This is a genomic window from Clostridium sp. AF32-12BH (genome assembly GCF_003477935.1).
In the GTDB taxonomy this organism is placed as follows: Bacteria; Bacillota; Clostridia; order Lachnospirales; family Lachnospiraceae; genus Brotaphodocola.
Genome location: NZ_QUEH01000023.1, coordinates 17671 through 41698 on the forward strand (window position 1 = coordinate 17671; position 24028 = coordinate 41698).

The following is a 24028-nucleotide window of genomic DNA, read 5'->3' on the forward strand; positions in this document are numbered from 1 at the left end:
TTCTATCAACAGTTTTATTTTTTGCAGCTGTAATATTCGGAATCATTCTGTTTTACAGCTTCATGGTCAATGCAATACGCTTCTTATTCAAGTCCACGCTTAAGACCTTCACCTCGACAATATCACCAACACTGACTGCCTCCAGCGGATGCTTGATATAGCGCTCCGTCATCTGGGAAATGTGCACCAGACCATCCTGATGAACGCCGATATCCACAAAGGCACCAAAGTCAATGACATTGCGCACGGTTCCCTTTAATACCATACCCGGCTTCAGGTCCTTCATTTCCAATACATCCGTGCGCAGGATCGGCTTTGGCATCTCCTCGCGCGGGTCTCTCGCCGGTTTTTCCAGTTCTTTTACAATATCCTTTAAGGTGATCTCACCCAGACCCAGCTCCTCTGCCAGCCCCTTGCAGCCACGCACCTTTCTGCCAAGCTCTTTCAGACCGCCAGATACAATATCTTCTGCCTGATAGCCCAGCTTCTGGAGCAACGCCTCAACCGCCTCGTAGCTTTCCGGATGTACGGAGGTCATGTCCAGAGGATTTGTGCCGCCGTTGATGCGCATGAAACCGGCGCACTGTTCAAATGCCTTCGGTCCCAGCTTTGCAACCTTTAACAGCTGCTTCCGGTTTGTGAATACGCCGTTTTCTTCGCGATAAGCTACAATGTTCTTTGCGATGGTTTTGGTCACACCGGAAATGTACTCCAGAAGAGATGCAGATGCGGTATTTAAATCCACACCAACCCGGTTTACACAGTCTTCCACAACGCCCTGCAGCGTTTCACTTAAGTTTTTCTGGTTCATATCGTGCTGGTACTGACCAACACCGATGGATTTTGGATCGATCTTAACCAGCTCTGCCAGCGGGTCCTGCAGTCTTCTTGCGATGGATGCCGCGCTTCGCTGTCCCACATCGAAGTTCGGGAACTCCTCCGTAGCAAGCTTGCTTGCCGAATATACGGATGCGCCTGCCTCATTGACGATCACATACTGCACCTGCTGCGGAATCTCTTTGATCAGGTCTACAATGATCATCTCAGACTCACGGGATGCAGTTCCGTTTCCCACCGAAATCAGGGAAATGTTATATTTTTTGATGAGATCCTTTACCACCTTCTTGGATTCCTCAACCTTATTCTGCGGTGCAGTCGGATAGATCACAGTTGTGTCCAGTACCTTTCCGGTCGCATCCACAACAGCGAGCTTACAGCCGGTACGGAATGCCGGGTCCCAGCCCAGTACCACACGGCCTGCTACCGGCGGCTGCATCAGAAGCTGCTTTAAGTTCTTTCCAAAGACCTTGATCGCGCCTGCCTCTGCATTCTCCGTCAGGAAACTGCGGATCTCACGTTCAATGGCCGGTGCGATCAGACGGTGGTAGCTGTCCTCTGCCACTTCCTTTAATACCGGGGTTGTATACGGGTTCTCCTGCGTGATCACCTGTTTTTCCAGATAGCGCAGAATAGTTTCTTCCGGTGCATCAACCTTGACCGTCAGGACTTTTTCTTTCTCGCCGCGGTTTAAAGCCAGGACACGGTGTCCCGCACACTTTTTCACCGGCTCCTCGTACTGATAATACATCTCGTATACCGATTCCGCTTTTTCATTCTTAGCCTGGGAACGGATCATCCCCTGCTCCATGGTAGCCTGACGAATGTAGGTACGGTAATCCGCCTGGTCGGAGATGCGCTCCGCAATGATATCCTTTGCACCCGCCAGTGCATCGTCTACTGTCGGCACTTCGTTTTCTTCGGACACATAGTCTTCAGCAAGCTTCTCCAGCGGCTCCTTCACCTGCTGAAGCAGGATCAGCTCTGCAAGCGGCTCCAGTCCGCGCTCTTTCGCGATCATGGCACGGGTACGGCGTTTCGGGCGGTACGGACGGTACAGATCCTCGAGCGCCACCATGGTCATCGCATCCTGGATCTGTTTTTCCAGCTCCGGTGTCAGCTTTTCCTGATCACGGATGGAAGAAAGAACCTGGTTCTTCTTTTCCTCCAGATTGCGCAGGTAACGCAGACGTTCATCCAGATTACGAAGCACCTCGTCGTTTAACGATCCGGTTGCCTCTTTCCGGTAGCGGGCAATAAAAGGAATGGTATTTCCCTCATCGATCAGCTGGACGGCTGCCTCCACCTGCTTATATCCGATCTGCAGTTCCTCCTGCAATGTTTTCAAAATATCCATCTAATGTAAAGCTCCTTTGTTTTCAAACTGTAGCAGCTGTTCACACAGGCTTTGCCTGAAAACCGCTGCAAACTGTACCCCTCATTATAATCGATAAGCGGATGGTTCGCAAGTTGTTCTGCCAGAACTGCATCATACTGGATTTCCAGTTCAGAAAATCCCTGCCTGTAAACAGTAACTACTCCGCAGCATCATACCGCAGCATCATAACACAATTCCACCTTGAGGCTTTGTTCTTTTCGTGTTATGATGGGGAATAGCTGTATTTTTATCTATACTTACGGAGGAATTTTACATGGAACAGAATACCGGAGCCAAGCGCCCCGCCCCTAATAGACTCGCCCTGGTCAGCCTTCTGCTGGGTATTTCCGGAATTTTAAGCTGGTTTTACCCACCACTGCAGATCATCTTTGGTGCTTCTGCTGCCCTGACTGCATGGCTCTCCCGGAGAGACCGCCGTTTTACCGGAGCCGGAATTGCAGGATTCGTCATCGGGATCTTCTGCATTTTCCTGAGTTTTTTTATCTTTTTCCAGTATATGCTGGTCTACAATGTCGCTCAAGACCCAGCCAACTCTGAACTCATCCGCCAGGTCTACCACCAGGCGCAGGAAATTCTAAACAGTGTAGCACCTGCGGCACAGTAAACCATATTTTTAACGTATGAGGACCGTGGAAGTTGCCTTCGGCAGCTTCCACGGTCCATTCTTTTACGCCCAAATTATTATTTTTTAAAACTCTGCCCGGATTCTCTGGCGGATCTTCGCGGTCTTTTCCAGCGCTGCAGCACAGTCTGCATATGCTGCTTCACTCATCTCACCGGTCAGGAGTGCAAACTCGTCGCTTAAGCTGTCCAACTTTACGACTTCTGCATTTCCAAATGCAGCAGCGGCAGCTTTCTCGAGTTCTGCTCCAGTTCCCTCTACGCGTACAAAATAACGATGTACAGAGGTTTTCTGGTCTGCAATCGCGAGGCGCTCGCTGCTCCAGCCAAGCACTACATGATGGTCTGCGTTCTCGACTGCTTCCATAATGTCTGCGATGACTGCACTGGCAGTCGGCAGTTTGCCTGCACCACTTCCATAGAACATCGCGGTTCCAAGCATATTTCCTTTTACCATGATTCCGTTGAATACATCATTCACAGCATACAGCGGATGGTCTTTTCCGATCATAACCGGTGCTACCCAGGCATGAACCTCTTCTCCGTCCATGCGGCTGGTTCCAAACAGCTTCACAGAGGTTCCAAGCTTGTCTGCATACTTGAAGTCCACATCGGTGATTTTGGTAATCCCTTCTGTGCTGATGTCCTCGTAGTTTACTTCTTTTCCTGTTGCCATCGCCGTGAGGATCGCGATCTTACGGCAGGTATCGTATCCTTCTACATCTGCTTCCGGGTTACGCTCTGCATAACCAAGCGCCTGAGCCTCTTTTAAGACTGTCTCAAAGGATGCACCCTCTTTGCCCATCTTGGTCAGGATATAGTTGGTAGTACCGTTTAAGATACCGGTGATCTCTACGATCTTCTCACCCTTTAAGCAGCGGTACAGCGGACGGATGATCGGGATGCCTCCGCCGACACTTGCCTCAAAGAAGAAATTTACATTCTTTTCTTTTGCAATGGCAAGAAGCTCGGTTCCGTATGCTGCCACCAGTGCCTTATTGGAAGTTACGACATGTTTGCCTGCTAAAAGACTTGCCTTGACAAACGGGTATGCCGGATTTAATCCACCCATGGTCTCTACTACCACACTGACTTCCGGATCCTGCTCGATCACCTGAAAATCATGCACGATCTTATCTTCTACCGGACTTCCCGGGAAATCTCTTAAATCCAGGACATATTTCAGTGCTACATCCTGTCCGCAGCCTTTTTTGATCTGATCCGCATTTTGATCTAAAATCTCTGTCACGCCGGAACCGATTGTGCCATATCCCATGATTGCTACCTGTACCATTGCTCCGTCCTCACTTTTCTTTTACTTATATTTTAAGACAGTTTCGCATTGCTGTCATCCTCTGCTTTCTGTCCAGCTATCGCTTTTGTGATTCCTGTTCACACGCTGCGCAAACAGCCGCTTTTATTCTCTCGCAAGAATCTTCACATAGTGAATGCCGTCCTGATCCTCGATCTCTTCCACCATCTTGGAAACATTGCCGGTATTGTCTTTTACCTCCACCGACAAGGTTAATGTCGCTACACCATTGACCGGAATACTCTGATGAATCGTCAGGATATTCGCTTTGTAAACCGCCACGATATGAAGCAGGTCCGAAAGCAGTCCCTGTTCATCGTCCATCTGCACCACAAAGGTTACCGTCTTGCCTTTGGTGTTATCATAAAACGGAAAAATGTCTTCTTTGTATTTGTAAAAAGAACTGCGGCTGATGCCTACCCGCTCTGTTGCCTCCTGCACGGTTAACACACGCTCGGACTCCAGAAGCTTCTTGGCCTCCACCACCTTCAGCAGCACCTCCGGTACCGCCTTCTGTTTTACCACAAAATATTTGCTTTTCTCTTCTGGCATAACAACTCCTCCTGCGCACTCTCCATGTTCGTCCACTATGAACATTTGTGCTCATGTGGAAGATATTAGCACAAAAAAAGGCAGAGTGCAAGCATTTTCTCGCATACACTCTGCTTTCCCGTTTTAATTGTTCCTGTTCACGCATGCGTGCCCTGCAACTGGATTTTCTGAACGGAAAATCCCTGCCTGTGAGCCTTAACGCTTAGTCGTCCGCAGATGCCTTACGGTCCGGGCATCCCAGGCTCAGCCAGCGCAGGTAGGCACTGATAAACGGGTCCAGCCCGCCATCCAGGACATTTGCCACGTTTCCGGTTTCTTCCCCAGTACGCAGATCCTTGACCATGGTGTATGGCTGAAGAACATAGGAACGGATCTGGTTGCCCCAGCCGATTTCTTTGACATCACCGCGGATATCAGAAAGCTTCTCTGCATTTTCCTGCTGCTTGAGCATATACAGCTTCGCCTTTAACATCTGCATGGCTTTGTCTTTATTCTGGAACTGGGAACGCTCATTCTGGCACTGTACCACGATTCCGGTCGGAATATGGGTGATACGGATAGCAGAAGAAGTCTTGTTGATGTGCTGTCCACCGGCACCACTGGAACGGTAGGTATCGATCCGCAGATCGTCCGGATTGATCTCAACATCCAGGTCCTCTTCAATATCCGGCATGACATCACAGGATACGAAAGAAGTCTGGCGCTTTCCTGCTGCATTGAACGGAGAAATGCGCACCAGACGGTGTACACCGCGTTCGGATTTCAGGTATCCAAACGCATTCTCGCCATTGATCTGGATGGTCACAGACTTAATGCCCGCTTCATCGCCGTCCAGATAATCCAGGACCTCGGTTTTATACCCCATCTTGTCTGCCCAGCGGCAGTACATCCGGTACAGCATACTGCACCAGTCACAGGACTCCGTTCCGCCTGCACCTGCATTCAGGCGCAGAATGGCATTGTATTTGTCGTATTCCCCTGACAGCAATGTCTCCATACGGAGTTTTTCCAGATTGCGCTGGAACTCATCCAACATTTCCTGGATCTCCGGGATCAGGGAAGGGTCCTCCTCCTCGTAGCCCATCTCGATCATCACCTGGATGTCTTCATACTGCTGTTCCAGACCACGGTAGAGCTCTACGGTATCCTTTAAGTTCTTCGCCTCCTGCACCAGCTTGGTGGCGCGGTCCGCGTCGTCCCAGAACCCCGGCTCCTCCATGGATTTATCTAATTCATCAATTCGTCTGACCTTGTTATCCAGGTCAAAGTGAATCCCTCACTTCCACTAATGGTTTTTCAAAGGTCGATAATGTGTACTTGAACTGATCTAATTCTACCATTGTGTCACCTTCTTTCATATTTATATTTTTTGCAATGACCGGCGCATTCCAAAAAGGAACATCCGCCGGTCATAACGGTTTTTATCTCATTTTCTGCTATCTCGGCATCAGATCACGGCCATGACACTGTTTGAACTTCTTGCCGCTTCCGCACGGGCACGGATCGTTCGGGTAGATTTTCTGTACCTGACGTACCTTCGGTGCACGCGGTGCAGAATCGTCACGGTTGGTTCCGGTTACCTTTGCTGCCGGCTCACGCTCGATTTTCTGCTCAACACGGATGTGGAACAGGATGCGGACGGTCTCCTCGGTGATGGCTGCAGTCATTGCCTCAAACATCTCGTAAGCACTCATCTTGTACTCAACAACCGGATCTCTCTGGCCGTAAGCCTGCAGGCCGATACCCTGACGCAGCTGATCCATATCGTCGATGTGGCTCATCCACTTATTGTCAATGACTTTCAGAAGGACTACGCGCTCCAGCTCACGGATCTGCTCTGCCTCCTGGAACTCAGCCTCTTTCGCCTCGTAAAGCTTGATCGCCTCTTCTTTCAGCATGTGCTTTAATTCATTCTTCTTGGTCACCGGATGATTCTCTGCGGTGATGGTCTCAAGCGGAATGATCGGAAGCAGAAGGCTGTTTAATTCATTCAAATCCCAGTCAGAGGATGCCTGGTCATCGGAGATGGACAGGTCTACGGAATTCTCGACAATGTCGGTGATCATCTTTAAGATCAGGTCACGCATGTTGTCGCCATCCAGAACCTTGCGGCGCTCTGCGTAGATGATCTCACGCTGCTCGTTGTTAACCTCATCATATTTTAAGAGATTCTCACGGATACCGTAGTTGTTGTTCTCGATCTTCATCTGTGCTTTCTCGATCGCGCTGGAAAGCATCTTGTGCTCGATCTGCTCACCCTCCGGAACGCCCAGAGCCTCAAACATAGCCATAAGACGCTCAGAACCGAACAGACGCATCAGATCGTCCTCAAGGGAAATGTAGAAGCGGGACTCACCCGGGTCACCCTGACGTCCGGAACGGCCACGCAGCTGGTTGTCGATACGGCGGGATTCATGACGCTCGGTACCAATGACCTTTAAGCCGCCTGCTGCCTTTGCCTCATCATCCAGCTTGATATCGGTACCACGACCAGCCATGTTGGTCGCAATGGTAACGGCACCGTGAATACCTGCATCTGCCACGATCTCAGCCTCGAGTTCATGGAACTTCGCGTTCAGGACTTTATGCTGGATGCCGCGCTTGGTCAGCATCTTGCTGAGAAGTTCGGAAGTCTCGATGGTGATGGTACCAACCAGCACCGGCTGTCCCTTCTCGTGGGAAGCCACTACATCGTTGACAACTGCCTCGAATTTTTCTTTTTTCGTCTTGTATACAGCATCCTCGTGGTCGATACGCGCAACTGGACGGTTGGTCGGGATTGCGATCGCATCCATGCCGTACGTATTACGGAACTCCTTCTCCTCGGTCAGCGCAGTACCGGTCATACCTGCTTTCTTGCGGAACTTATTGAAGAAGTTCTGGAAAGTGATGGTTGCCAGAGTCTTGCTCTCGCGGCGTACATTGACATGCTCCTTCGCCTCGATTGCCTGGTGCAGACCATCGGAATAACGGCGGCCCGGCATGATACGTCCGGTAAACTCATCGACAATGAGTACCTCGTCGTCTTTTACCACGTAATCCTTATCGCGGAACATCAAGTAATTCGCGCGCAGGGCAAGAATAATATTGTGCTGGATCTCCAGGTTTTCCGGATCTGCCAGGTTCTCAATATGGAAGAACTGCTCTACCTTCTTGACACCCTCTTCGGTTAAGTTTACAACTTTATCTTTTTCATTTACTACGAAATCACCAGTCTCCTCGATGTCCTCACCCATGATCGCGTTCATCTTGGTGAACTCGCCGGATGCCTCACCGCGTACCAGCTGGTGGGCAAGCACGTCGCAGACCTCGTAGAGCTTGGTGGACTTGCCGCTCTGACCGGAAATGATCAGCGGGGTTCTTGCTTCATCGATCAGGACAGAGTCCACCTCATCGATGATGGCATAGTCCAGATTTCTGAGTACCATCTGATCCTTGTAGATGGCCATGTTGTCACGCAGGTAATCAAATCCCAGCTCGTTGTTGGTAACGTAGGTGATGTCGCAGTTGTATGCAGCCTTACGCTCCTCAGAGGTCATCGGGTTTAATACCACGCCGACAGTCAGACCCAGGAAACGGTGAACCTGTCCCATCCACTCTGCATCTCGCTTTGCCAGGTAGTCATTGACCGTTACGATGTGAACGCCCTTTCCTGCCAGTGCATTTAAGTATGCCGGAGAGGTGGAAACCAGAGTCTTACCTTCACCGGTTCTCATCTCAGCGATACGACCCTGATGCAGCACGATACCACCAATGAGCTGCACCGGATAATGCTCCATGTTCAGCACACGCTTTGCAGCCTCACGTACCGTAGCGAATGCCTCCGGAAGAATATCGTCCAGGGTCTCACCGTTTGCCAGGCGCTCCTTGAAGATACGGGTATTGTCGCGCAGTTCCTCATCGCTCTTTGCCTGCATGGTCGGGCGCAGTGCCTCAATCTTGTCCACGATCGGATAGATCATCTTCAGTTCCCGCTCACTGTGGGTACCAAATACTTTTTCTATGAGATTCATATAATTCTTTCTCCTAAACTTTCTTTGTTTCGTCTGTCTCGTTCCTATTATTATAGTCAATCTTTGATATTGTACCACCTTCCCCTGATTTATTCAAGTTTTCCCCTTCTTGTTCACAAAAAATTTACCTTCTGCTTACTTTTTCTTTCGGAATCCTCATAAAATCACCTGGATTGACCTGCTGCGGCGAATCCAGGTCCTGTAAAATTATGGTAAACTTGTCAGGTTGCACAAAAAACATGTTCGATTCACAACTTATCCACTTTATCCACAATATCCACGAAAAATGCATCCACATCTCATTTCCTTGATTTTCAGCCAAAAATGAGTTATGCACCAAGTTATCCACATTATCCACAAAGTTTTCCCACATTTTTCTGTTCTTTTCTGACGGGAAAAAATAGGTTTTTCTTTGTTCATATCTCATAAATCCACTGTTTAAGCCAAAAAATGGAGGAAAACCTCTTGACTTTTCCACATTTCCAAAGGTAGGAATGCAATTTGTATTTTGTGGATAAAGTATTCGTTTTTATATTTCATTCACAATAATTGTCTCAACAATTTCCCGGTTTTAGTTGAAATTTTCGGTTTTATATGTTATACTTAGAACATCTCAAAAGAAGGAGCTGATGACTTATGCGTTATACCATTACAGGCAGAAATATTGATGTGACTCCGGGGCTTCGCGCCGCCATTGAGGAAAAGATTGGAAAACTGGAACGTTACTTCCTTCCGGATACCGAAATCATCGTAACGCTCAGTGTACAGAAAGACAAACAGAAAATCGAAGTTACCATCCCGGTAAAGGGAAATATCATCCGTGCGGAAGAATCCAGCAACGATATGTACGTGTCCATTGATTTGGTAGAGGAAATCATTGAACGCCAGCTTCGCAAATACAAAAACAAACTGATCGACAAAAAACAGTCCGCACAGGCATTCTCAGATCTGTTCATCAGCGAAGAGAGCGAGCCGGATGACGAGATCCAGATTGTGAAAACCAAACGTTTCGCCATGAAACCGATGGATCCGGAAGAGGCTTGTGTCCAGATGGAACTGTTAGGCCATAACTTCTATGTATTCTTAAACGCAGAGACCGAGGAAGTCAATGTTGTTTACAAGAGAAAAGGTCAGACCTACGGACTGATCGAGCCGGAATTCTAAGAGCCAGCAATCATCCTTTCATACAAGGCAATAAAAAAGGAAACGCACCCAAAACTGAGTGCGTTTCCTTTTTTATTGCCTGTAATGTAATTTTTCATAAAGCCAGACGGCGGATGCAGGCTGCAGTTCTGCTGCCAATCGTCAACGATTGTTTTTGCAATGTATAAACAAGCCTGTCAGATCAATTTTCCAAGCCAGGAAAACCGCTCCCGTCCGGAAAGCACCGAAACGATCCAGGCGAACAGGATCATTGGTACCAAGACACATAGTGCAATATTTTTCTCAGTGAGCGGAAGCGGATTCCACTTCACGGTCCAGGAGAAAAAGTAAAAGAAATAGAAATGGGAAAAATAGACCCATTCGCTCATTTTTCGCAGAGTCACAAAGAACCTGGAATATCCACCCTCTGCTCTCATAAAAAGCTCCGTCAAAAAGAAAGCGGCCGGGGCTGCACTAAATACCATGTTCGTATTAAAGCAGGTGGAAACCTCTTTGTACATCAGTGCCAGAGATACCAGGCTTCCGGCAAGCGCCAGAAGAAGCGGCATCCGCCATGTTTTCCGGGAAAACCAGAGTCCCAGAGCCAGATAAAAGCTTCCGTAAAACAGACCATTTCGCATGGTCACAAACTTCGGCGCATACCACCAGACAAACTCCTGGATCTTCATGGGTGCCTGCTGGGTAAAATACCAATTGTCACAGATGCAGCCGAACACAAACAGCGCTCCGGTCAGAATCAGAAGCATCCAGATCTTTAAGCCCACACGGTAACCGGTCCACACGATCAGGCAGGCCAGCGCAAGCGCCGGCAGATACCAGAGCTGGGCAATGGTGCTGGAGACGAAAAAGGAATGGATGTAGGCCTTCACCATTTCTGCGATCGTTGCCGTGCCGTGGTACCAGTTATAAATATCGATGGGCCAGTAGATGACACACCAGATCAGATACAGCTTTACAATGCGCCAGACATAACGCCAGACAACCGACCATCCACCCGTTTTATTTCCACCACCGTATGAATATCCGGCATCCGCATCTTTGCATCTTCTGGGATCCGGAATTTTCCGGAATAGCAGAAAGCCTGCAATGATAAAAAAGATGGGCACTGCCAGGTTCGAAAGCCAGCTGCCGATCACCAGACGCCAGCGGCTTTCTGCAGGATAAAAGACCTGGATCATATGACGCGCCGCCACCAGGAGTGCCATAACAAATTTCAGCAGATCCAGGCCACAGTATTGTTTTTTTTCTTTCATACATGCACCTTTTAATCCAGGAAGGTAACAGCCTTACATGGAGTTCGGTAATTGTACTTCGTAATGGTGATACCCGTTGTCGGATTGCTGGAATGGATGATCTGTCCATTGCCTATGTAGATTGCCACATGGTTGATGTAACTTCCGCTGGCGTAGAATAAAAGGTCACCCGGCTGGATCGCAGACAGGGAAATTTCTTTTCCTTTTGCTGCCTGGTCTCTGGAACTTCGTCCTGTTGTAATGCCAAAGTGCGCAAATACCTCCTGGGTAAATCCGGAACAGTCTGCACCATTGGTCAGGCTGGTTCCACCATATACATACGGGTTTCCTAAGAACTGCTTCGCATATGCCACGATTGCGGTTCTGGTCGCGGATACTACGGCTGCCGAGCTGCCCGGTCCTGCCACCGGAGAGGACCGGGTCGTCGTGGACGGTCCGGAGGAACTGGTCTGGCTGGAACCATTCGGAGCAGAACTGTTCTGCGCAGAGCCAGTCTGGGACGGACTCTTCTGAGATGGAGCTGAAGTTACCGTCTGATTGCCTGCACTGCTCTGGGAAGAACCGCTCTGCCCTGCAGACGGACTCTGTGTCTGACTCTGATCTTTCGATGTGTTTGCAGTCGGCGCGTTGGTCATGGCTGAATCATCGCTCTGTTCCGGATTTGCAGAAATGATCACATCTTTATTTTCTTCGACTTTGATCACCTGCTCTAGATTTGCAAGTGCCGTCTGGGCATCGCGCTTTCTCTGCGCTTCCTCTTCCAGCTTCGCCCGCTCCTCTTCCAGGGACACCGCCTGGTCAAACTCGACCTCAACCTTGCAGTATGACTTTGCGATATAACCAATCAGGTCTGCATCGACCTCAACCTTATAAAAATCACCTTCATCGCCCTGGACAACATAGCGGGAACCGCTGGAGATCATAGTCAGGACATTACTTGTAAGATTCGGCTCCTCGCGCAAACGCAGGTTATCTACGCTGACAGTCACAAACTCCCGGCCGATCGACTGAGCCAGTGTCTCTGCCTCCTGACCAGTAATAAAATACTCCGATTTGATGAAGCCATTCACCGTTCCGGACTGGATCCGGTACCAGCTTCCGCCCTCTCCTTCCACGGTTTCCAGAATGGTTGCAGCACAGTTATTATAGATCTTACCGACGATCTTGCTGTTCGTCGTAGCCTGTTCCCGGATATTCACGTAATCAGTAACCTGGGATACCGCAATATTTTCATAGTCTGCCGGTGCAGCCACTAACATTGCCTCATGAGGAGACTTTGCCGCATCTGCGTAAGCAGAAAACGGACATGCTGCCGCTGCGCAAAGGCAGGATACTGCCAGTACTTTCTTCCATTTTTTCATGCGTCTTCGCCTTTCTTATTTCTGTTTCTCTTCACATGCACTTGCCCGGCAATGGGATTTTGCCGATACTTCGCACTCCAAATCGGCAAAATATGCTGCCAGAACTGTATCACACGGGATTTTTAGTTGCACGCAACACGTTTCCGTAATCTGTCATTCAGTATAACATATCCCTTCTGAAAGTTACAGAGTGTTCGCAAAATTGTAATTTATTTGTAAAATGTAGCTTGCTGTTCGCGCAAAGCGTAAATAGCAACAAATGTAAGGAGTTTTATGATAGAATATGTTTAGAAAACAAGAAACCATAATATGACAAAAGGAGTGATCGTATGGCAAAGAAAGTTGTTCTCGTAACCGGCGCTTCCCGCGGAATCGGAAAAGCCATTGCCGTAAAATTTGCAAAAAAAGGCTATAACGTAATCATCAACTGCGCCCACCGGGAGCAGGAATTGATGCAGACCAAAAAAGAAATTGAGCGTTATCAGGTAACCTGCGCTGCATTTTTAGGGGATATGGGCGATATGGCAGCCTGTGAGCAGCTGTTTTCCATGATCCGCAAACAGTTTGGCTCTCTGGATGTTTTGGTCAACAATGCTGGAATCGATTACATCGGCCTTCTGCAGGATATGACCTCAGAAGAGTGGGACCGCATCCTGCGTACCAACCTGACTTCCGTATTCAACTGCAGCAAGCTGGCCATTCCGCTGATGCTTGCCGCCGGTCACGGAAAGATCATCAACATTTCCTCCGTATGGGGCTGCGTAGGCGCTTCCTGTGAAGTCGCATACTCTGCCACAAAGGGCGGCATCAATGCCTTCACCCAGGCACTGGCCAAAGAACTTGCTCCAAGCAATATCCAGGTCAACGCCGTTGCCTGCGGTGCCATTGACACGGAAATGAACCAGTGGATGGAGGAAGACGAGCTGATCGGGCTGGTCGAGGAAATCCCATCCGGCCGCCTCGGACGTGCGGAGGAAGTCGCTGATTTTGTTTATCATCTCGGCTACAAAGGCTCTTACTTAACCGGTCAGATCATAAAGCTGGATGGAGGCTGGATCTGATCTTCCTGTTTTGCCATGCCCGCTGTCCTTTTCCGGCCGCGGGCAGACAGATTCCCATTCGATAAAGGAGAACACCATGGAGTTCAAACAACTGCAATCCTTTGTGGCTGTTGTCGATTACGGCAGCTTCACGAAAGCTTCGGAAAAGCTCTTTATCTCTCAGCCTACCATCAGTACCCATATCCGTATGCTGGAGGAAGAACTTCAGTCCTGTCTTCTGGTACGTACAACCAAAAGCATCGAACTGACACCGCGCGGGCAGGAATTTTATGAATGTGCCATCAGCATTCTGAGTCTCAAAAACAATCTGCTGGAAAGTTGGAACAATGAGGCTAAAAATACGATCCATCTCGGCGCTTCCACCATTCCATCCACCTATCTGCTGCCAGAGCTTTTGCCCGCCTACAAAAAGCTGCATCCGGAGACATATTATAACATTTATCAGAGTGACAGCCAGGGGATCCTGGAAAAGATTCTGGAAGGTCGTTTTAATCTGGGTCTGGTCGGCATGACCTGCGAAGATGAACGATTTTGTTTTAAACCATTTTACCACGATCAGATGGTGCTGATTACTCCAAAAACTTCTTATTTTGCGCAATTTCAGACGAAACCGATTCCGCTCGATCTCATTTTGAAATCAGAACCGGTCATTTTGCGTGAAGAAGGAAGCGGCCGCCTGCAGCCCCGGTTCTGATCAAAAGCTTTTCGTTTTTGATCTTCCCGTGGTCACAGACAGCCGCAGCCTGTATCTGGTCTATCACAAAAGTTTTGTCTTAAAACCTTATATCCATGCGTTTATGGAATTTGTGCTGCAGTTTTACCAGAATCAGGAACCCTCAAACCGATAAGGAAGCTCCATCAGAACTTCCGGATCGTATCCTCTTCGTCGCCCAGATCTTCAATCTTACGGATCACTGCAAAATAGCTGAAACCATTGTCCGTTGTGATCTCTACCCGGTCGCCTACTTTATGACGCAGGATTGCCTTTCCGAGCGGAGACTCAATGCTGACCATGTTGTGCATGGAATTTCCACGAATGCTGGTCACCAGCTTATAGGTCTCCTCCTCGTCATCGTCTTCCATATAAAGCGTGACGGCCTTGTTCAGTCCGACTTCATCGGCCTTGGAAGCATCCGAGATCACAATGGCATTCTTCAGCATATTCTCCAGATAACGGATCCGGCTCTCGTTCTGATTTTTGTCTTTTTTGGCTGCATGATACTCAAAGTTTTCACTTAGATCCCCATGCGCCCTGGCTTCTTTTACTGCCTCCAGGCATTTCGGACGGATGACAAGCTTCCGTTCTTCAATCTCTGCCTGAATCTTTTCCACATCGGATTTCGTCAGTTTTTCTCTCATACTCACTCTCTCTTTTCGCGTTTTATGCAGTCATCAGCTTTACAAGCAATTCTACCATTTTCTCCATAGCCTGAATGGAAATAAACTCATATTTTCCATGATAATTTGCTCCGCCTGTGCACAGATTCGGACATGGGAGTCCCTTGTAAGAAAGACGCGCGCCATCGGTACCTCCGCGGATTGGAAGGGTCACCGGCTCTACATCCAGTTCTTTCATCAGCTGGCGCACCCGGTCGATCAGATGCATATGTGGCTTAATCTTTTCTTTCATATTGAAATAGGAATCCTTAATTTCAATGTCCACGGTACCGGCTCCATATTTCTGGTTCAGGAACACTGCGATCTGACGCATCTGCTCTTTTTTCTTTTCAAATTTTTCCATATCATGGTCGCGGATCAGGTACTTCATCACAGAAGTTTCCACATCTCCCTGGAAATGATCCAGATGGAAAAATCCCTCATAGCCTTCGGTATACATCGGATTTTCGAAAGTCGGCAGCATCTGCTGGTATTCCATTCCAATCAGCATGGAATTCACCATACCCTTTTTGGCATCTCCGGTATGCATGCTGCATCCATGAATCGTCACTACCGCAGAAGCCGCATTGAAGTTTTCATATTCCACCTCACCGAGCTCACCGCCGTCTACTGTATAGGCAAACTGCGCTCCAAAGCCGGAAACATCAAATTTGTCTGCGCCGCAGCCAATCTCCTCGTCCGGGGTAAATGCAATGCAGATCTTTCCATGTGGAATTTCCTTATGAGAAAGCAGGTAATCTGCTGCCGTCATGATCTCTGCCACACCCGCCTTATCGTCTGCTCCCAGAAGTGTCGTTCCATCGGTCGTGATCAGATCCTGTCCCTGATAACGTGCCAAAAATGGAAATTCCGAAAGGCGCATAAAAATCTGTTTTTCCTGGTTCAGGCAGATGTCTTTTCCATCGTAATTTTTTACGAACTGTGGTTTTACATTGGCTCCGGTCAGAGCCGGTGCGGTATCCATATGGGCAATAAAGCCGAGGGACGGAATCTTTTCAGCCTGCTCTGCTGGAACATTCGCCGGAATTTCTGCATAAATATAGCCATACTCACTGAGACGCACACGCTCGGCACCCATTTCTTCCAGTTCCTGTTTGAGACATTTGGCTAGCTCCCACTGTTTCTCTGTACTTGGCATCTTGCCAGCGTCCTCTTTTGACTGGGTATCGAAGGATACATAATTCAAAAAACGTTCGGTTACCTGTGACATAATGAATACTCCTTTTTCTGATAAATCCTTTATTTTTTAATCCCGCTGAATCTAATTATAGCACAAAAAGACTGCCCCTGCAAAAGAATCACAAGGACAGCCTTTTTCGTAATCTTCCACTGAGAAAGTTCCTGTTCGCCGGTATCTCAGCCAATTCCACCAAGCAGCGCTCCGGCAACCAGCGCCAGAAAAGCTGCCGGAACCAGCACATACTTGCCGAGCAGGACAAATGTTTTGCCAATTTCTTTTTTGGCACCGCGGTTTACAGCCTCCAGGGCAAAATCCGTTCCGGCAACCCAGAAGAACATAATTCCGGCAAGCATCGCCCCAAGCGGGCAAATGTAAATTGACACCACATCCATCCAGCCAGAGACAATTCCCTGAATGAACAGTGCGACACCGCAGCCTGCTGCCGCGATCACGGCTACTGCAGCCGGTCGTTTGAGCCCGCAACGCTCCTGCAGGATCTCCACCGGTGCCTCATAGAGGTTTACCAGAGAACTCATTCCGGCAAATAACACACAGACATAAAAGATCATTCCGCAGATTTTTCCACCCGGCATTCCATTGAACACGTTCAGCAAATAGATAAACATCAGACCAGGACCTCCGGAAGAAAGCTCTGCGCCGCCTGCTGCCATGCCCGGAATAATCACAAAAGCAGCCAAAAGTGCAGCAAGTGTATCAAAAAATGCCACATTTTTTGCAGATGCAGCAATATCCTCGGAATCGCTTAAGTAGGAGCCATAGATCACGGTTCCGTTTCCTGCAATGGACAGCGAGAAAAATGCCTGTCCAAATGCATAGATCCAGAGGCGTATATCCTTCAGTCCCTCCGGATTGATGGTAAAAATATAATGATAGCCTTTTTCTGAGCCTGGAAGTGTAAAGATATAAACACCGAGTCCCAAAAACAGAATAAATAACAGCGGCATCATGATCTTGTTTGCTTTCTCAATTCCGCCCGCAATTCCAAATGCCATGATCACTGCAGTGACAACCACTGTGATGACCAGCCAGTTATTATTGCCAAATCCCGTCGCCGTACCGTCAAACAATCCACCGATCGCTCCCATATCCTGTCCCAGGGCATAAAGGTTTCCCGTCAATGCAAGGAACGCGTACTTAAAGATCCATCCCACTACTACCGTATAGCCGATGGCAAGCGCCATGGACCCCAGTACCGGGATCACACCGATCAGCTCTCCGATCCGTTTCTTTCCGGTCCGTAATTCCGTACACATGCCAAACGCCTTGATCGGTCCGCTCTTTGCGGCACGTCCCAGTGCCATCTCCTCAATCACGCCTGTGGAGGCGATCAGCACAACAAACAACAGATACGGAAGCAGAAATGTCATTCCACCCCAATCAGAAACAATATATGGGAAACGCCAGATATTCCCCATACCAACTGCCGAACCGATGCAAGCAAGCACAAAACCGGTGCGGCTTTTAAACCCATCCCTTTCTTTTGCCATGAAATAAATTCCTTTCCAACACATTACTTTTATTTTGATTGCTTCCCACGCCTTCAATCTGTATGAAAACCCCAAGAAGAAAATACAACAATAAAAAAGTCCGGAAAACCAAAGTTTCTCGAACTTTTCTACATCGTTTCTTTTATTATACTTAACTTTTTCGCAAATATCTATAGAATTTTTCATTCTCTGGGAATTCTTTATCTAATTGCTTGGTTTTTGCAAGTGTAAATTACTCTTTAGGTATTTTTATTATGCAAGAAACAAATTACTGCATAAACTGTATGAAAACTAACACAACTGGTATTGTTAGTGCAGATAACACCGTGGAAGTAAAAATAGCTTTTGCGGCAAGACGAATATTTCCATCATACTCGCTACACAACATAGATACATTTCCCGCAACAGGAAGCGCACATAATAAAACAGCAATAGACCGAAATATGGAATACTACAGCCAATGATAAATCCTATGACGCAACCCATGATAACTTAGAGGGTGACACTCACCAAGTTAGCCACCAAGATTCTACGCCGTCAGCAGTTATATTGCGCCTAATGCTTTTTAGATTTTCTTCGCAATCGTAGACAGCTCCGAAATAATACTAAGAAGATCATTTTTGGCAAGCTCCGTGCGGCAGAATTGGAGCGTGAAAATACGTAGCTACGTCGGAAAGTCCACAGCTATGAGGATGTAATTCAGCGTAATAAAAGGAATTTGAGATTGAAAAGGGACGCTTCTCTTTCCGGCTGAGCGCCCCATACGGAGAGGAACGCCGCAGGGCGGCAAGCGAAGCGGCGAAAAACGCATAAAAGGGTTTTAGGGCTTCGTTGATTGTTGCGTTGGCAACTCCACCGCAATGGTAGTGCCCTTCTCCGAACTTTTCTCCACCCAAACGGAGCCGCCGTGGAGATCGGCGATCTCCCATACCAGTGAGAGCCCCAGTCCTGCGCCACCGTATTCCCGGCTGCGAGACTTGTCCACCCGGAAGAAGGGCTGGAAGATGCTGCGCTGATACACCTCCGGGATGCCGCAGCCGGTGTCGGAGACGCGGAGCAGGAGCTTTTCCAACTCCTGAGTGACAGAAACCCGTACCGAGCCGCCCGGCCGGTTGTACTTGACAGCATTCTCCGTCAGGTTGAAGATCAGCCGGTAGATCAGTGCATCGCTGCCGGTCATAATGCCGTCGCCCTCCGCCGTCAGCGTGACGCCGCGCTTATCTGAGAGCGGCGCAAGATCTGTGAAGATCTCCTCGATCATGGGAGCGAGCTGGATCCGCTCGTTCCGCGCCACCTGCCGCAGATTGCTCATCTCCAGCAGTGTCCTGGTCATCTGTATCAGCCGTTCCGTCTGCTCACGCAAAAGTGTAAGGAACTCCGCCGTCTCCGGTCGCACGTCAGGATGCTCCGCGGAAAACAGCTCCAACTGCGCCTGCATTAGTGCCAGTGGCGTGCGCAGCTCGTGGGCGGCGTTGCCGGTGAACTGCCGCTGGGCGGAAAAGGCGTTGTTCAGCCGCTCCAGCATCTGGTTGAACGAGCGGCTCAGCTGCCGGAACTCCGAAATAGCGTCTTCATCGATCCTCATATCGGCAAGATTGTTCAGCTGCACCTGCTCCACCTGCGAGGTAAAGCTGCGCAGGGGCTTGAGAGCGCGTCCACTGACGAAATAGGCGAGGATGCCGCTGAGCAGCGTTACCGCCGCCGTGATGTACCAGTTGGTGGTGCGGAAGCGCCCCTGCACCCCATCGACGACGATGATCAACTCCTCGTTGGGCGTTATGAGCTGCGGGTCAAAGCTCGCCGCTCCGCCATCATTCAGGATCACCGTGCCGCCGCCTTGTAAACTGTCCGCAATGGTGTCCATATAGTACACACCGGAGGAGCACAGCAGCAAATTCATGGCCACGCAGGTGATGCCGATGAGCAGAACGGACATCAGCGTGATGCGCCACTGCAGGGAAAACCGCTTCATTCCTCCTCGCCTCCCATCAGATAGCCCTCGCCGATGCGGTTGCGGATGGGGTCATAGCCCAGCACGGCGCGGAGCTTTTTGCGCAGGGCGGAGATGTGGACGCGAATGGAATTGCTGAAGCTGTCCACGCTATTGTCCCAAACGTGATCCATCAGCTCCTCCTGACTTACTGGCCTTCCTTGATGCACCATCAGGTATTCCAGGATTCCCGTTTCCTTCCGGGTGAGCGTCAGCGTCTGCCCGTTGACGGTGGCGGTACGGGAGCGGGTGTCAAAGGTCAGGTCTCCGCAGCTTAGCAGCACATCCTGCTGGGTGAACTGCCGCAATGTCAGGCTGCGGATGCGGGCCTCCAGCTCCGCCAAGTGGAAGGGCTTCGCCAGATAGTCGTTCGCCCCGGCATCCAGCCCCTGCACCTTGTCCTCCACTTCGCTGCGGGCGGAGAGGATCAGCACCCGCGTCTCCCGGTCGGTCTGCCGCAGGGTGCGCAGCACCGTCATGCCGTCCTTTTTCGGCAGATTCAGATCAAGAAGCACCAGATCGTATCGTTCCACGCCCAGAAGCGCCAGCGCCTTTTCGCCGTCATAGCAGTAGTCCACGCTGTAGGCCAGCCGCCGCAGGCTGCGAACGATAGTCTCGCACAGGGCGCGTTCATCTTCAATTACTAAAAGGTGCATGAGAGTCCTCCTTTTTATTTCTTCATTTTTGTGTTGCTTTCATTATAGCAAAAACAGATAAGGTTTGCGTTAAGTTTTCGTTCTTAACAGAGACTTTAACTCTCCCGCGCTATGATGGGGGCAGAAAATCGGAAAGGGTGATGAAAAATGAGCTGCAAGAAAAAGGCCGCAGCGCAGGTCGTGCTGCTGATGGCCGGAGCCGCCATGCTGTGCTTCGGTGTCTGGCGGGGCGAGGCGGCGACAGTGCTGAGCAAAGCAATCAAATTATGTCTGGAGTGTGTGGGCATTGGGTAAAAAGTTTTCAGGCGTTTCACAGACCATGTCCCGCTTCCGGGGCTGGATTCAGGCGGGGGCGACGCTGCTGACCAACCTGCATCTGCCGAACTTTCTCAAGGGCGGACTGTATCAGGGGGCGGGGAAGACCGTCTGCGTGCCGGGGCTGAACTGCTACTCCTGTCCGGCGGCGTCCGGGGCCTGCCCCATTGGGGCGTTTCAGGCAGTGGTGGGGTCTTCCAAGTTCAGCTTCTCCTACTATATCACAGGCTTTCTCATTTTGCTGGGAGTCCTGCTGGGACGCTTTATCTGCGGCTTTCTATGCCCCTTCGGCTGGTTTCAGGAGCTGCTGCACAAAATCCCCACGAAGAAGCTTTCCACAAAAAGGCTGAAGCCGCTGACATACCTGAAATACGCTGTCCTGCTGGTGATGGTTTTCCTGCTACCAGTGTTCCTTGTGAACGATGTTGGCATGGGAGACCCGTTCTTCTGCAAATACCTCTGCCCCCAAGGCGTACTGGAGGGAGCCATCCCGCTGTCCCTTGCCAATTCCGGCATCCGGGCGGCGCTGGGCAAGCTGTTTACATGGAAATTCAGCATCCTGCTGTCGGTGATCGCGCTGAGCGTGCTGTTCTACCGACCGTTCTGCAAGTGGCTTTGCCCGCTTGGCGCGTTCTATGCGCTGTTCAACCGGGTGTCCCTCTTCCAGATGAAGGTGGACAAGAGTAAGTGCGTCTCCTGTGGGAAATGTGCCAGAGCCTGCAAGATGGATGTGGATGTGACGAAAACGCCCAACCATACCGAGTGCATCCGCTGCGGAATGTGCATCCGCGCCTGTCCAACGAACGCCGTGTGCTTCCGCTACGGCTTCGGCAACGGGAAAGAAACAACAAAGAAAACAACGATGGAGGAATCAAAATGAACAGGAAGAGAATTTTTGCACTGGCTTTTGCCGTGCTGATGGTGCTGGCCTTGGCGGCCTGCGGTACGAAGAACAATGACAAGATGGGCGACATGAGCGGCAACGGCTCCGCCATGACTGGCGAGCCGAAAAACGCCGAGGAGGCGCTCGCCCTGCACAAGGAGCTGCTAGAGCAGGAGAACGCGATCCTGTCGGAAAATACCGAGCTGTGGGAAAATGTCTTTATGGAGGCTGAGAAGGGCATGGCCATGATCGAGGACGGGAAAAACTACGGCGACTTCCTGCTGGATACCGTCGAGGCCGCTAAAGAGCAGTTCACCAACAAGGAGTATGAGTGGCTGAAGGAGTCAGCCACGGAGATCAGCAATATTGAAAACAGGCTGACCGAGTTGGAAGAGAAGTATCCCGAGCTCATGCAGAAATCCATGGACGGCGATATGAACATGCCCGCAGGCAGCGACACGAGCAACTCTCCCGACGACGGCAGTATGCAGAAGTTCCCCGCCTTTGAAGGGAAAGATCTGGACGGCAACACGGTGAAGAGCGACGAGCTGTTCTCCGCCAACGCCGTCACCGTAGTGAATTTCTGGTTCACCACCTGCAATCCCTGCGTGGGTGAGCTTGGCGAGCTGGACGCGCTGAACAAGGAACTGGCGAACAAGGGCGGCGCGCTCATCGGCATCAACTCCTTTACGCTCGACGGCGACGAGAAGGCCATCGCCGAGGCGAAGGAGGTGCTTGCCAAGAAGGGCGCGACCTATCAAAACATCTATTTCGGCTCCGGCGGCGATGCCGGTAAGTTTGTGGAGAATGTCTTCGCCTATCCCACCACCTATGTGGTCGACCGCAGCGGCAATATCGTGGGTGAGCCCATCGTAGGCGCTGTTACCGGCAAGACGCAGGCTGAGGCGCTGCAAGCCCAGATCGACAAGGCGCTCGCCGCCGATATGGGCTGACCTGAGATTTAAAAAGTGCCTGCTGCGCGCCATTGCATTGCCCTCGGCGGGCAAGGGGCGGAGTGAGCTCTGATTCCCCTGAAAGGAGGAAACGCGATGTATCGAAGTGTATTGGCCCTGCTTTTCGCCGCAGTGCTGCTGGGCGGCTGCGCCGCCGGGAAGCAGACTGTGCCGAAGGAAAAGAGCGGACAGGAAACAAACATGGACGGAGCGGCTTTTGACCGGTCCGACGAGGAGGTCACCTATATGGATACCACAGACAATGTCATCTATCTGGCGGGCGGCTGCTTCTGGGGCATGGAACAGCTGATGCAGTCCATCCCCGGCGTCATCGATGCCGAGAGCGGCTATGCCAACGGCACCTGCGAGGCGGACGCCGATTACAAGACCGTCTGCCAAGGGAACACCGGCTTCCGGGAGGCCGTGCGGGTGGAGTATGACCCCGGGCAGGTGAGTCTCGACGCCCTGCTGCTGGCCTACTTCTATGTGATCGATCCCACGGTGGAGAACCGACAGGGCAACGACCGGGGCAGCCAGTATCAGACCGGTGTCTATTACACCAACGAAAGCGCGAAGGAAACGGTGGAGCGCATCGCGGAGATCGAGCGGGGACGCAGTGAAAAGTTCTTCGTGGAGATAGGTCCACTCAAGAACTATTATCCTGCCGAGGAGTACCACCAGAACTACCTCGAAAAGAACCCGAACGGCTACTGCCACATCCCGCGCGCGGAGATGGAGCTGTTTTCCCGGCTGCGCATCGATCCGGGCGACTATCAGAAGCCCGCGGCGGAATCCATCCGGGACAAGCTGACGGCGGAGCAGTACCGTGTTACGCAGGAGAGCGGCACGGAGCGCGCTTTCACAGGCGAGTTCTGGGATAAGTTTGAAAAGGGCATCTATGTGGATGTCGTCACCGGCGAGCCGCTCTTTTCCTCCACGGATAAGTACGAGAGCGGCTGCGGCTGGCCGGCTTTCACAAAGCCCATTGAAGAGCCTGCCGTGGTGGAACTGGAGGACCTGAGCCACGGCATGCGCCGTACAGAGGTCAGAAGCCGTGCCGGAGATTCTCACCTTGGTCATGTGTTCACCGGCGATCCGGAGTCCCCCAATGGCGTGCGCTACTGCATCAACAGTGCGGCCCTGCGCTTTGTGCCTTACGCAAAGATGAAAGCAGAGGGTTACGGATATCTTCTGTATCTGTTCGAGGAATGAGTTCGCATAATACAATGATATAATAAGCAGCGGTCCAATCATTATGAACCGGGCCGCTGTCGTTTATGCTCATGTCGGTTTATTCAAACAGGACGTTCAGCTTGCTGTTCAGAATCAGATCGGCATAAGCAAGCGGGTCGTTGTAGATCAGATAATCCAGCTCTGACCACTGGAAGCGGTTATCGGCAACTTCGTTTTCAACGGCGGTGAAGTCAATGGAAATCCGGCTTCCATCGTCAAAAACCAGTTCTACGCTGGCTGTGTCGATGTTGAATTGACAGAAAATAAGTTTACTCATAGTCATATCTCCACGATGTTTTTTAGGATAACAAGCGGGAATCCTCGGTTATTCAATTGCCG

General features: G+C 50.4%; 22 protein-coding genes. 8 read left to right on the forward strand and 14 right to left on the reverse strand.

The window, feature by feature from the left end:
* Positions 1 to 52 precede the first annotated feature (52 nt).
* The gene (locus tag DWZ40_RS17655) at positions 53 to 2194 is read right to left on the reverse strand and encodes a Tex family protein (protein WP_118544168.1); all 2142 of its coding nucleotides are present in this window, start codon (positions 2192 to 2194) and stop codon (positions 53 to 55) included.
* Positions 2195 to 2489: 295 nt separating this feature from the next.
* Between DWZ40_RS17655 and DWZ40_RS19680 the strand changes: the two genes are divergently transcribed.
* Complete coding sequence (locus DWZ40_RS19680) at positions 2490 to 2840, forward strand: hypothetical protein (RefSeq protein ID WP_182430604.1); 351 nt, start codon at positions 2490 to 2492, stop codon at positions 2838 to 2840.
* Positions 2841 to 2924: 84 nt separating this feature from the next.
* Here DWZ40_RS19680 and DWZ40_RS17665 read toward each other — a convergent pair whose 3' ends face one another.
* The 5 genes from DWZ40_RS17665 to DWZ40_RS19875 form a co-directional block, all read right to left on the reverse strand.
* Positions 2925 to 4151 carry a homoserine dehydrogenase gene (locus tag DWZ40_RS17665; protein ID WP_118544169.1) on the reverse strand — a complete coding sequence of 409 codons (1227 nt, stop codon included), beginning with the start codon at positions 4149 to 4151 and terminating at the stop codon, positions 2925 to 2927.
* A gap of 123 nt (positions 4152 to 4274) precedes the next feature.
* Entirely contained in the window at positions 4275 to 4721 is a 447-nt protein-coding gene (locus DWZ40_RS17670) for an ACT domain-containing protein (RefSeq protein ID WP_118544170.1), read from the reverse strand.
* A gap of 202 nt (positions 4722 to 4923) precedes the next feature.
* A protein-coding gene (gene prfB / locus DWZ40_RS17675; RefSeq protein WP_118544171.1) for a peptide chain release factor 2 occupies positions 4924 to 6061 on the reverse strand; the annotation gives its coding sequence in 2 pieces (ribosomal slippage) (positions 4924 to 5985 and positions 5987 to 6061; 1137 coding nt in all).
* A gap of 96 nt (positions 6062 to 6157) precedes the next feature.
* Positions 6158 to 8734, reverse strand: a complete 2577-nt coding sequence (gene secA, locus DWZ40_RS17680) for a preprotein translocase subunit SecA (RefSeq protein WP_118544172.1) — start codon at positions 8732 to 8734, stop codon at positions 6158 to 6160.
* Positions 8735 to 8858: 124 nt separating this feature from the next.
* The gene (locus tag DWZ40_RS19875; protein ID WP_118544173.1) at positions 8859 to 9161 is read right to left on the reverse strand and encodes a hypothetical protein; all 303 of its coding nucleotides are present in this window, start codon (positions 9159 to 9161) and stop codon (positions 8859 to 8861) included.
* Positions 9162 to 9370: 209 nt separating this feature from the next.
* On the opposite strand from DWZ40_RS19875, the gene raiA reads away from it, so the two are divergent.
* On the forward strand, positions 9371 to 9898 hold the full coding sequence (raiA, locus tag DWZ40_RS17690; RefSeq protein WP_118544174.1) for a ribosome-associated translation inhibitor RaiA: 528 nt from the start codon (positions 9371 to 9373) through the stop codon (positions 9896 to 9898).
* 176 nt (positions 9899 to 10074) lie between these two features.
* Here raiA and DWZ40_RS17695 read toward each other — a convergent pair whose 3' ends face one another.
* Positions 10075 to 11151, reverse strand: a complete 1077-nt coding sequence (locus DWZ40_RS17695; RefSeq protein WP_118544175.1) for an acyltransferase family protein — start codon at positions 11149 to 11151, stop codon at positions 10075 to 10077.
* An 11-nt stretch (positions 11152 to 11162) separates the two neighbouring features.
* The gene (locus DWZ40_RS17700) at positions 11163 to 12512 is read right to left on the reverse strand and encodes an NlpC/P60 family protein (protein ID WP_118544176.1); all 1350 of its coding nucleotides are present in this window, start codon (positions 12510 to 12512) and stop codon (positions 11163 to 11165) included.
* A 329-nt stretch (positions 12513 to 12841) separates the two neighbouring features.
* Here DWZ40_RS17700 and fabG point away from each other — a divergent pair, with 329 nt between their 5' ends.
* Positions 12842 to 13573 (forward strand): 3-oxoacyl-ACP reductase FabG, encoded by a 732-nt coding sequence (fabG, locus tag DWZ40_RS17705; RefSeq protein ID WP_118544177.1) that lies wholly within the window; start codon positions 12842 to 12844, stop codon positions 13571 to 13573.
* A 76-nt stretch (positions 13574 to 13649) separates the two neighbouring features.
* Positions 13650 to 14267: a LysR family transcriptional regulator gene (locus DWZ40_RS17710; RefSeq protein WP_207664529.1), complete on the forward strand. Its 618-nt coding sequence runs from the start codon at positions 13650 to 13652 to the stop codon at positions 14265 to 14267.
* Positions 14268 to 14431: 164 nt separating this feature from the next.
* Here the strand turns inward: DWZ40_RS17710 and greA are convergent, their stop codons facing one another.
* The 5 genes from greA to DWZ40_RS17735 all read right to left on the reverse strand — a co-directional run bounded on the left by greA (position 14432) and on the right by DWZ40_RS17735 (position 20305).
* On the reverse strand, positions 14432 to 14932 hold the full coding sequence (gene greA / locus DWZ40_RS17715) for a transcription elongation factor GreA (RefSeq protein WP_118544178.1): 501 nt from the start codon (positions 14930 to 14932) through the stop codon (positions 14432 to 14434).
* Between the two features lie 22 nt (positions 14933 to 14954).
* Positions 14955 to 16181 (reverse strand): peptidase T, encoded by a 1227-nt coding sequence (pepT, locus tag DWZ40_RS17720; protein WP_118544179.1) that lies wholly within the window; start codon positions 16179 to 16181, stop codon positions 14955 to 14957.
* A gap of 146 nt (positions 16182 to 16327) precedes the next feature.
* Entirely contained in the window at positions 16328 to 17659 is a 1332-nt protein-coding gene (locus DWZ40_RS17725) for a sodium-dependent transporter (protein ID WP_118544180.1), read from the reverse strand.
* A gap of 820 nt (positions 17660 to 18479) precedes the next feature.
* Positions 18480 to 19631 carry a HAMP domain-containing sensor histidine kinase gene (locus DWZ40_RS17730; RefSeq protein WP_118544181.1) on the reverse strand — a complete coding sequence of 384 codons (1152 nt, stop codon included), beginning with the start codon at positions 19629 to 19631 and terminating at the stop codon, positions 18480 to 18482.
* Positions 19628 to 20305, reverse strand: a complete 678-nt coding sequence (locus DWZ40_RS17735) for a response regulator transcription factor (protein ID WP_118544182.1) — start codon at positions 20303 to 20305, stop codon at positions 19628 to 19630. Before DWZ40_RS17735 ends, DWZ40_RS17730 begins: the two co-directional genes overlap by 4 nt.
* A gap of 147 nt (positions 20306 to 20452) precedes the next feature.
* Here DWZ40_RS17735 and DWZ40_RS19685 point away from each other — a divergent pair, with 147 nt between their 5' ends.
* From DWZ40_RS19685 to msrB, 4 genes are all read left to right on the forward strand, one after another.
* Positions 20453 to 20599, forward strand: coding sequence for a CD1871A family CXXC motif-containing protein (locus DWZ40_RS19685; RefSeq protein WP_182430605.1), 147 nt, complete (start codon positions 20453 to 20455; stop codon positions 20597 to 20599).
* A gap of 25 nt (positions 20600 to 20624) precedes the next feature.
* Positions 20625 to 21500: a 4Fe-4S binding protein gene (locus tag DWZ40_RS17740; RefSeq protein ID WP_182430606.1), complete on the forward strand. Its 876-nt coding sequence runs from the start codon at positions 20625 to 20627 to the stop codon at positions 21498 to 21500.
* Entirely contained in the window at positions 21497 to 22456 is a 960-nt protein-coding gene (locus DWZ40_RS17745; protein WP_118544184.1) for a TlpA disulfide reductase family protein, read from the forward strand. Before DWZ40_RS17740 ends, DWZ40_RS17745 begins: the two co-directional genes overlap by 4 nt.
* 96 nt (positions 22457 to 22552) lie before the next feature.
* Positions 22553 to 23668 carry a peptide-methionine (R)-S-oxide reductase MsrB gene (gene msrB, locus DWZ40_RS17750; RefSeq protein ID WP_118544185.1) on the forward strand — a complete coding sequence of 372 codons (1116 nt, stop codon included), beginning with the start codon at positions 22553 to 22555 and terminating at the stop codon, positions 23666 to 23668.
* Positions 23669 to 23747: 79 nt separating this feature from the next.
* Here the strand turns inward: msrB and DWZ40_RS17755 are convergent, their stop codons facing one another.
* Positions 23748 to 23966, reverse strand: coding sequence for a DUF6061 family protein (locus tag DWZ40_RS17755; protein WP_118544186.1), 219 nt, complete (start codon positions 23964 to 23966; stop codon positions 23748 to 23750).
* Positions 23967 to 24028 lie beyond the last annotated feature (62 nt).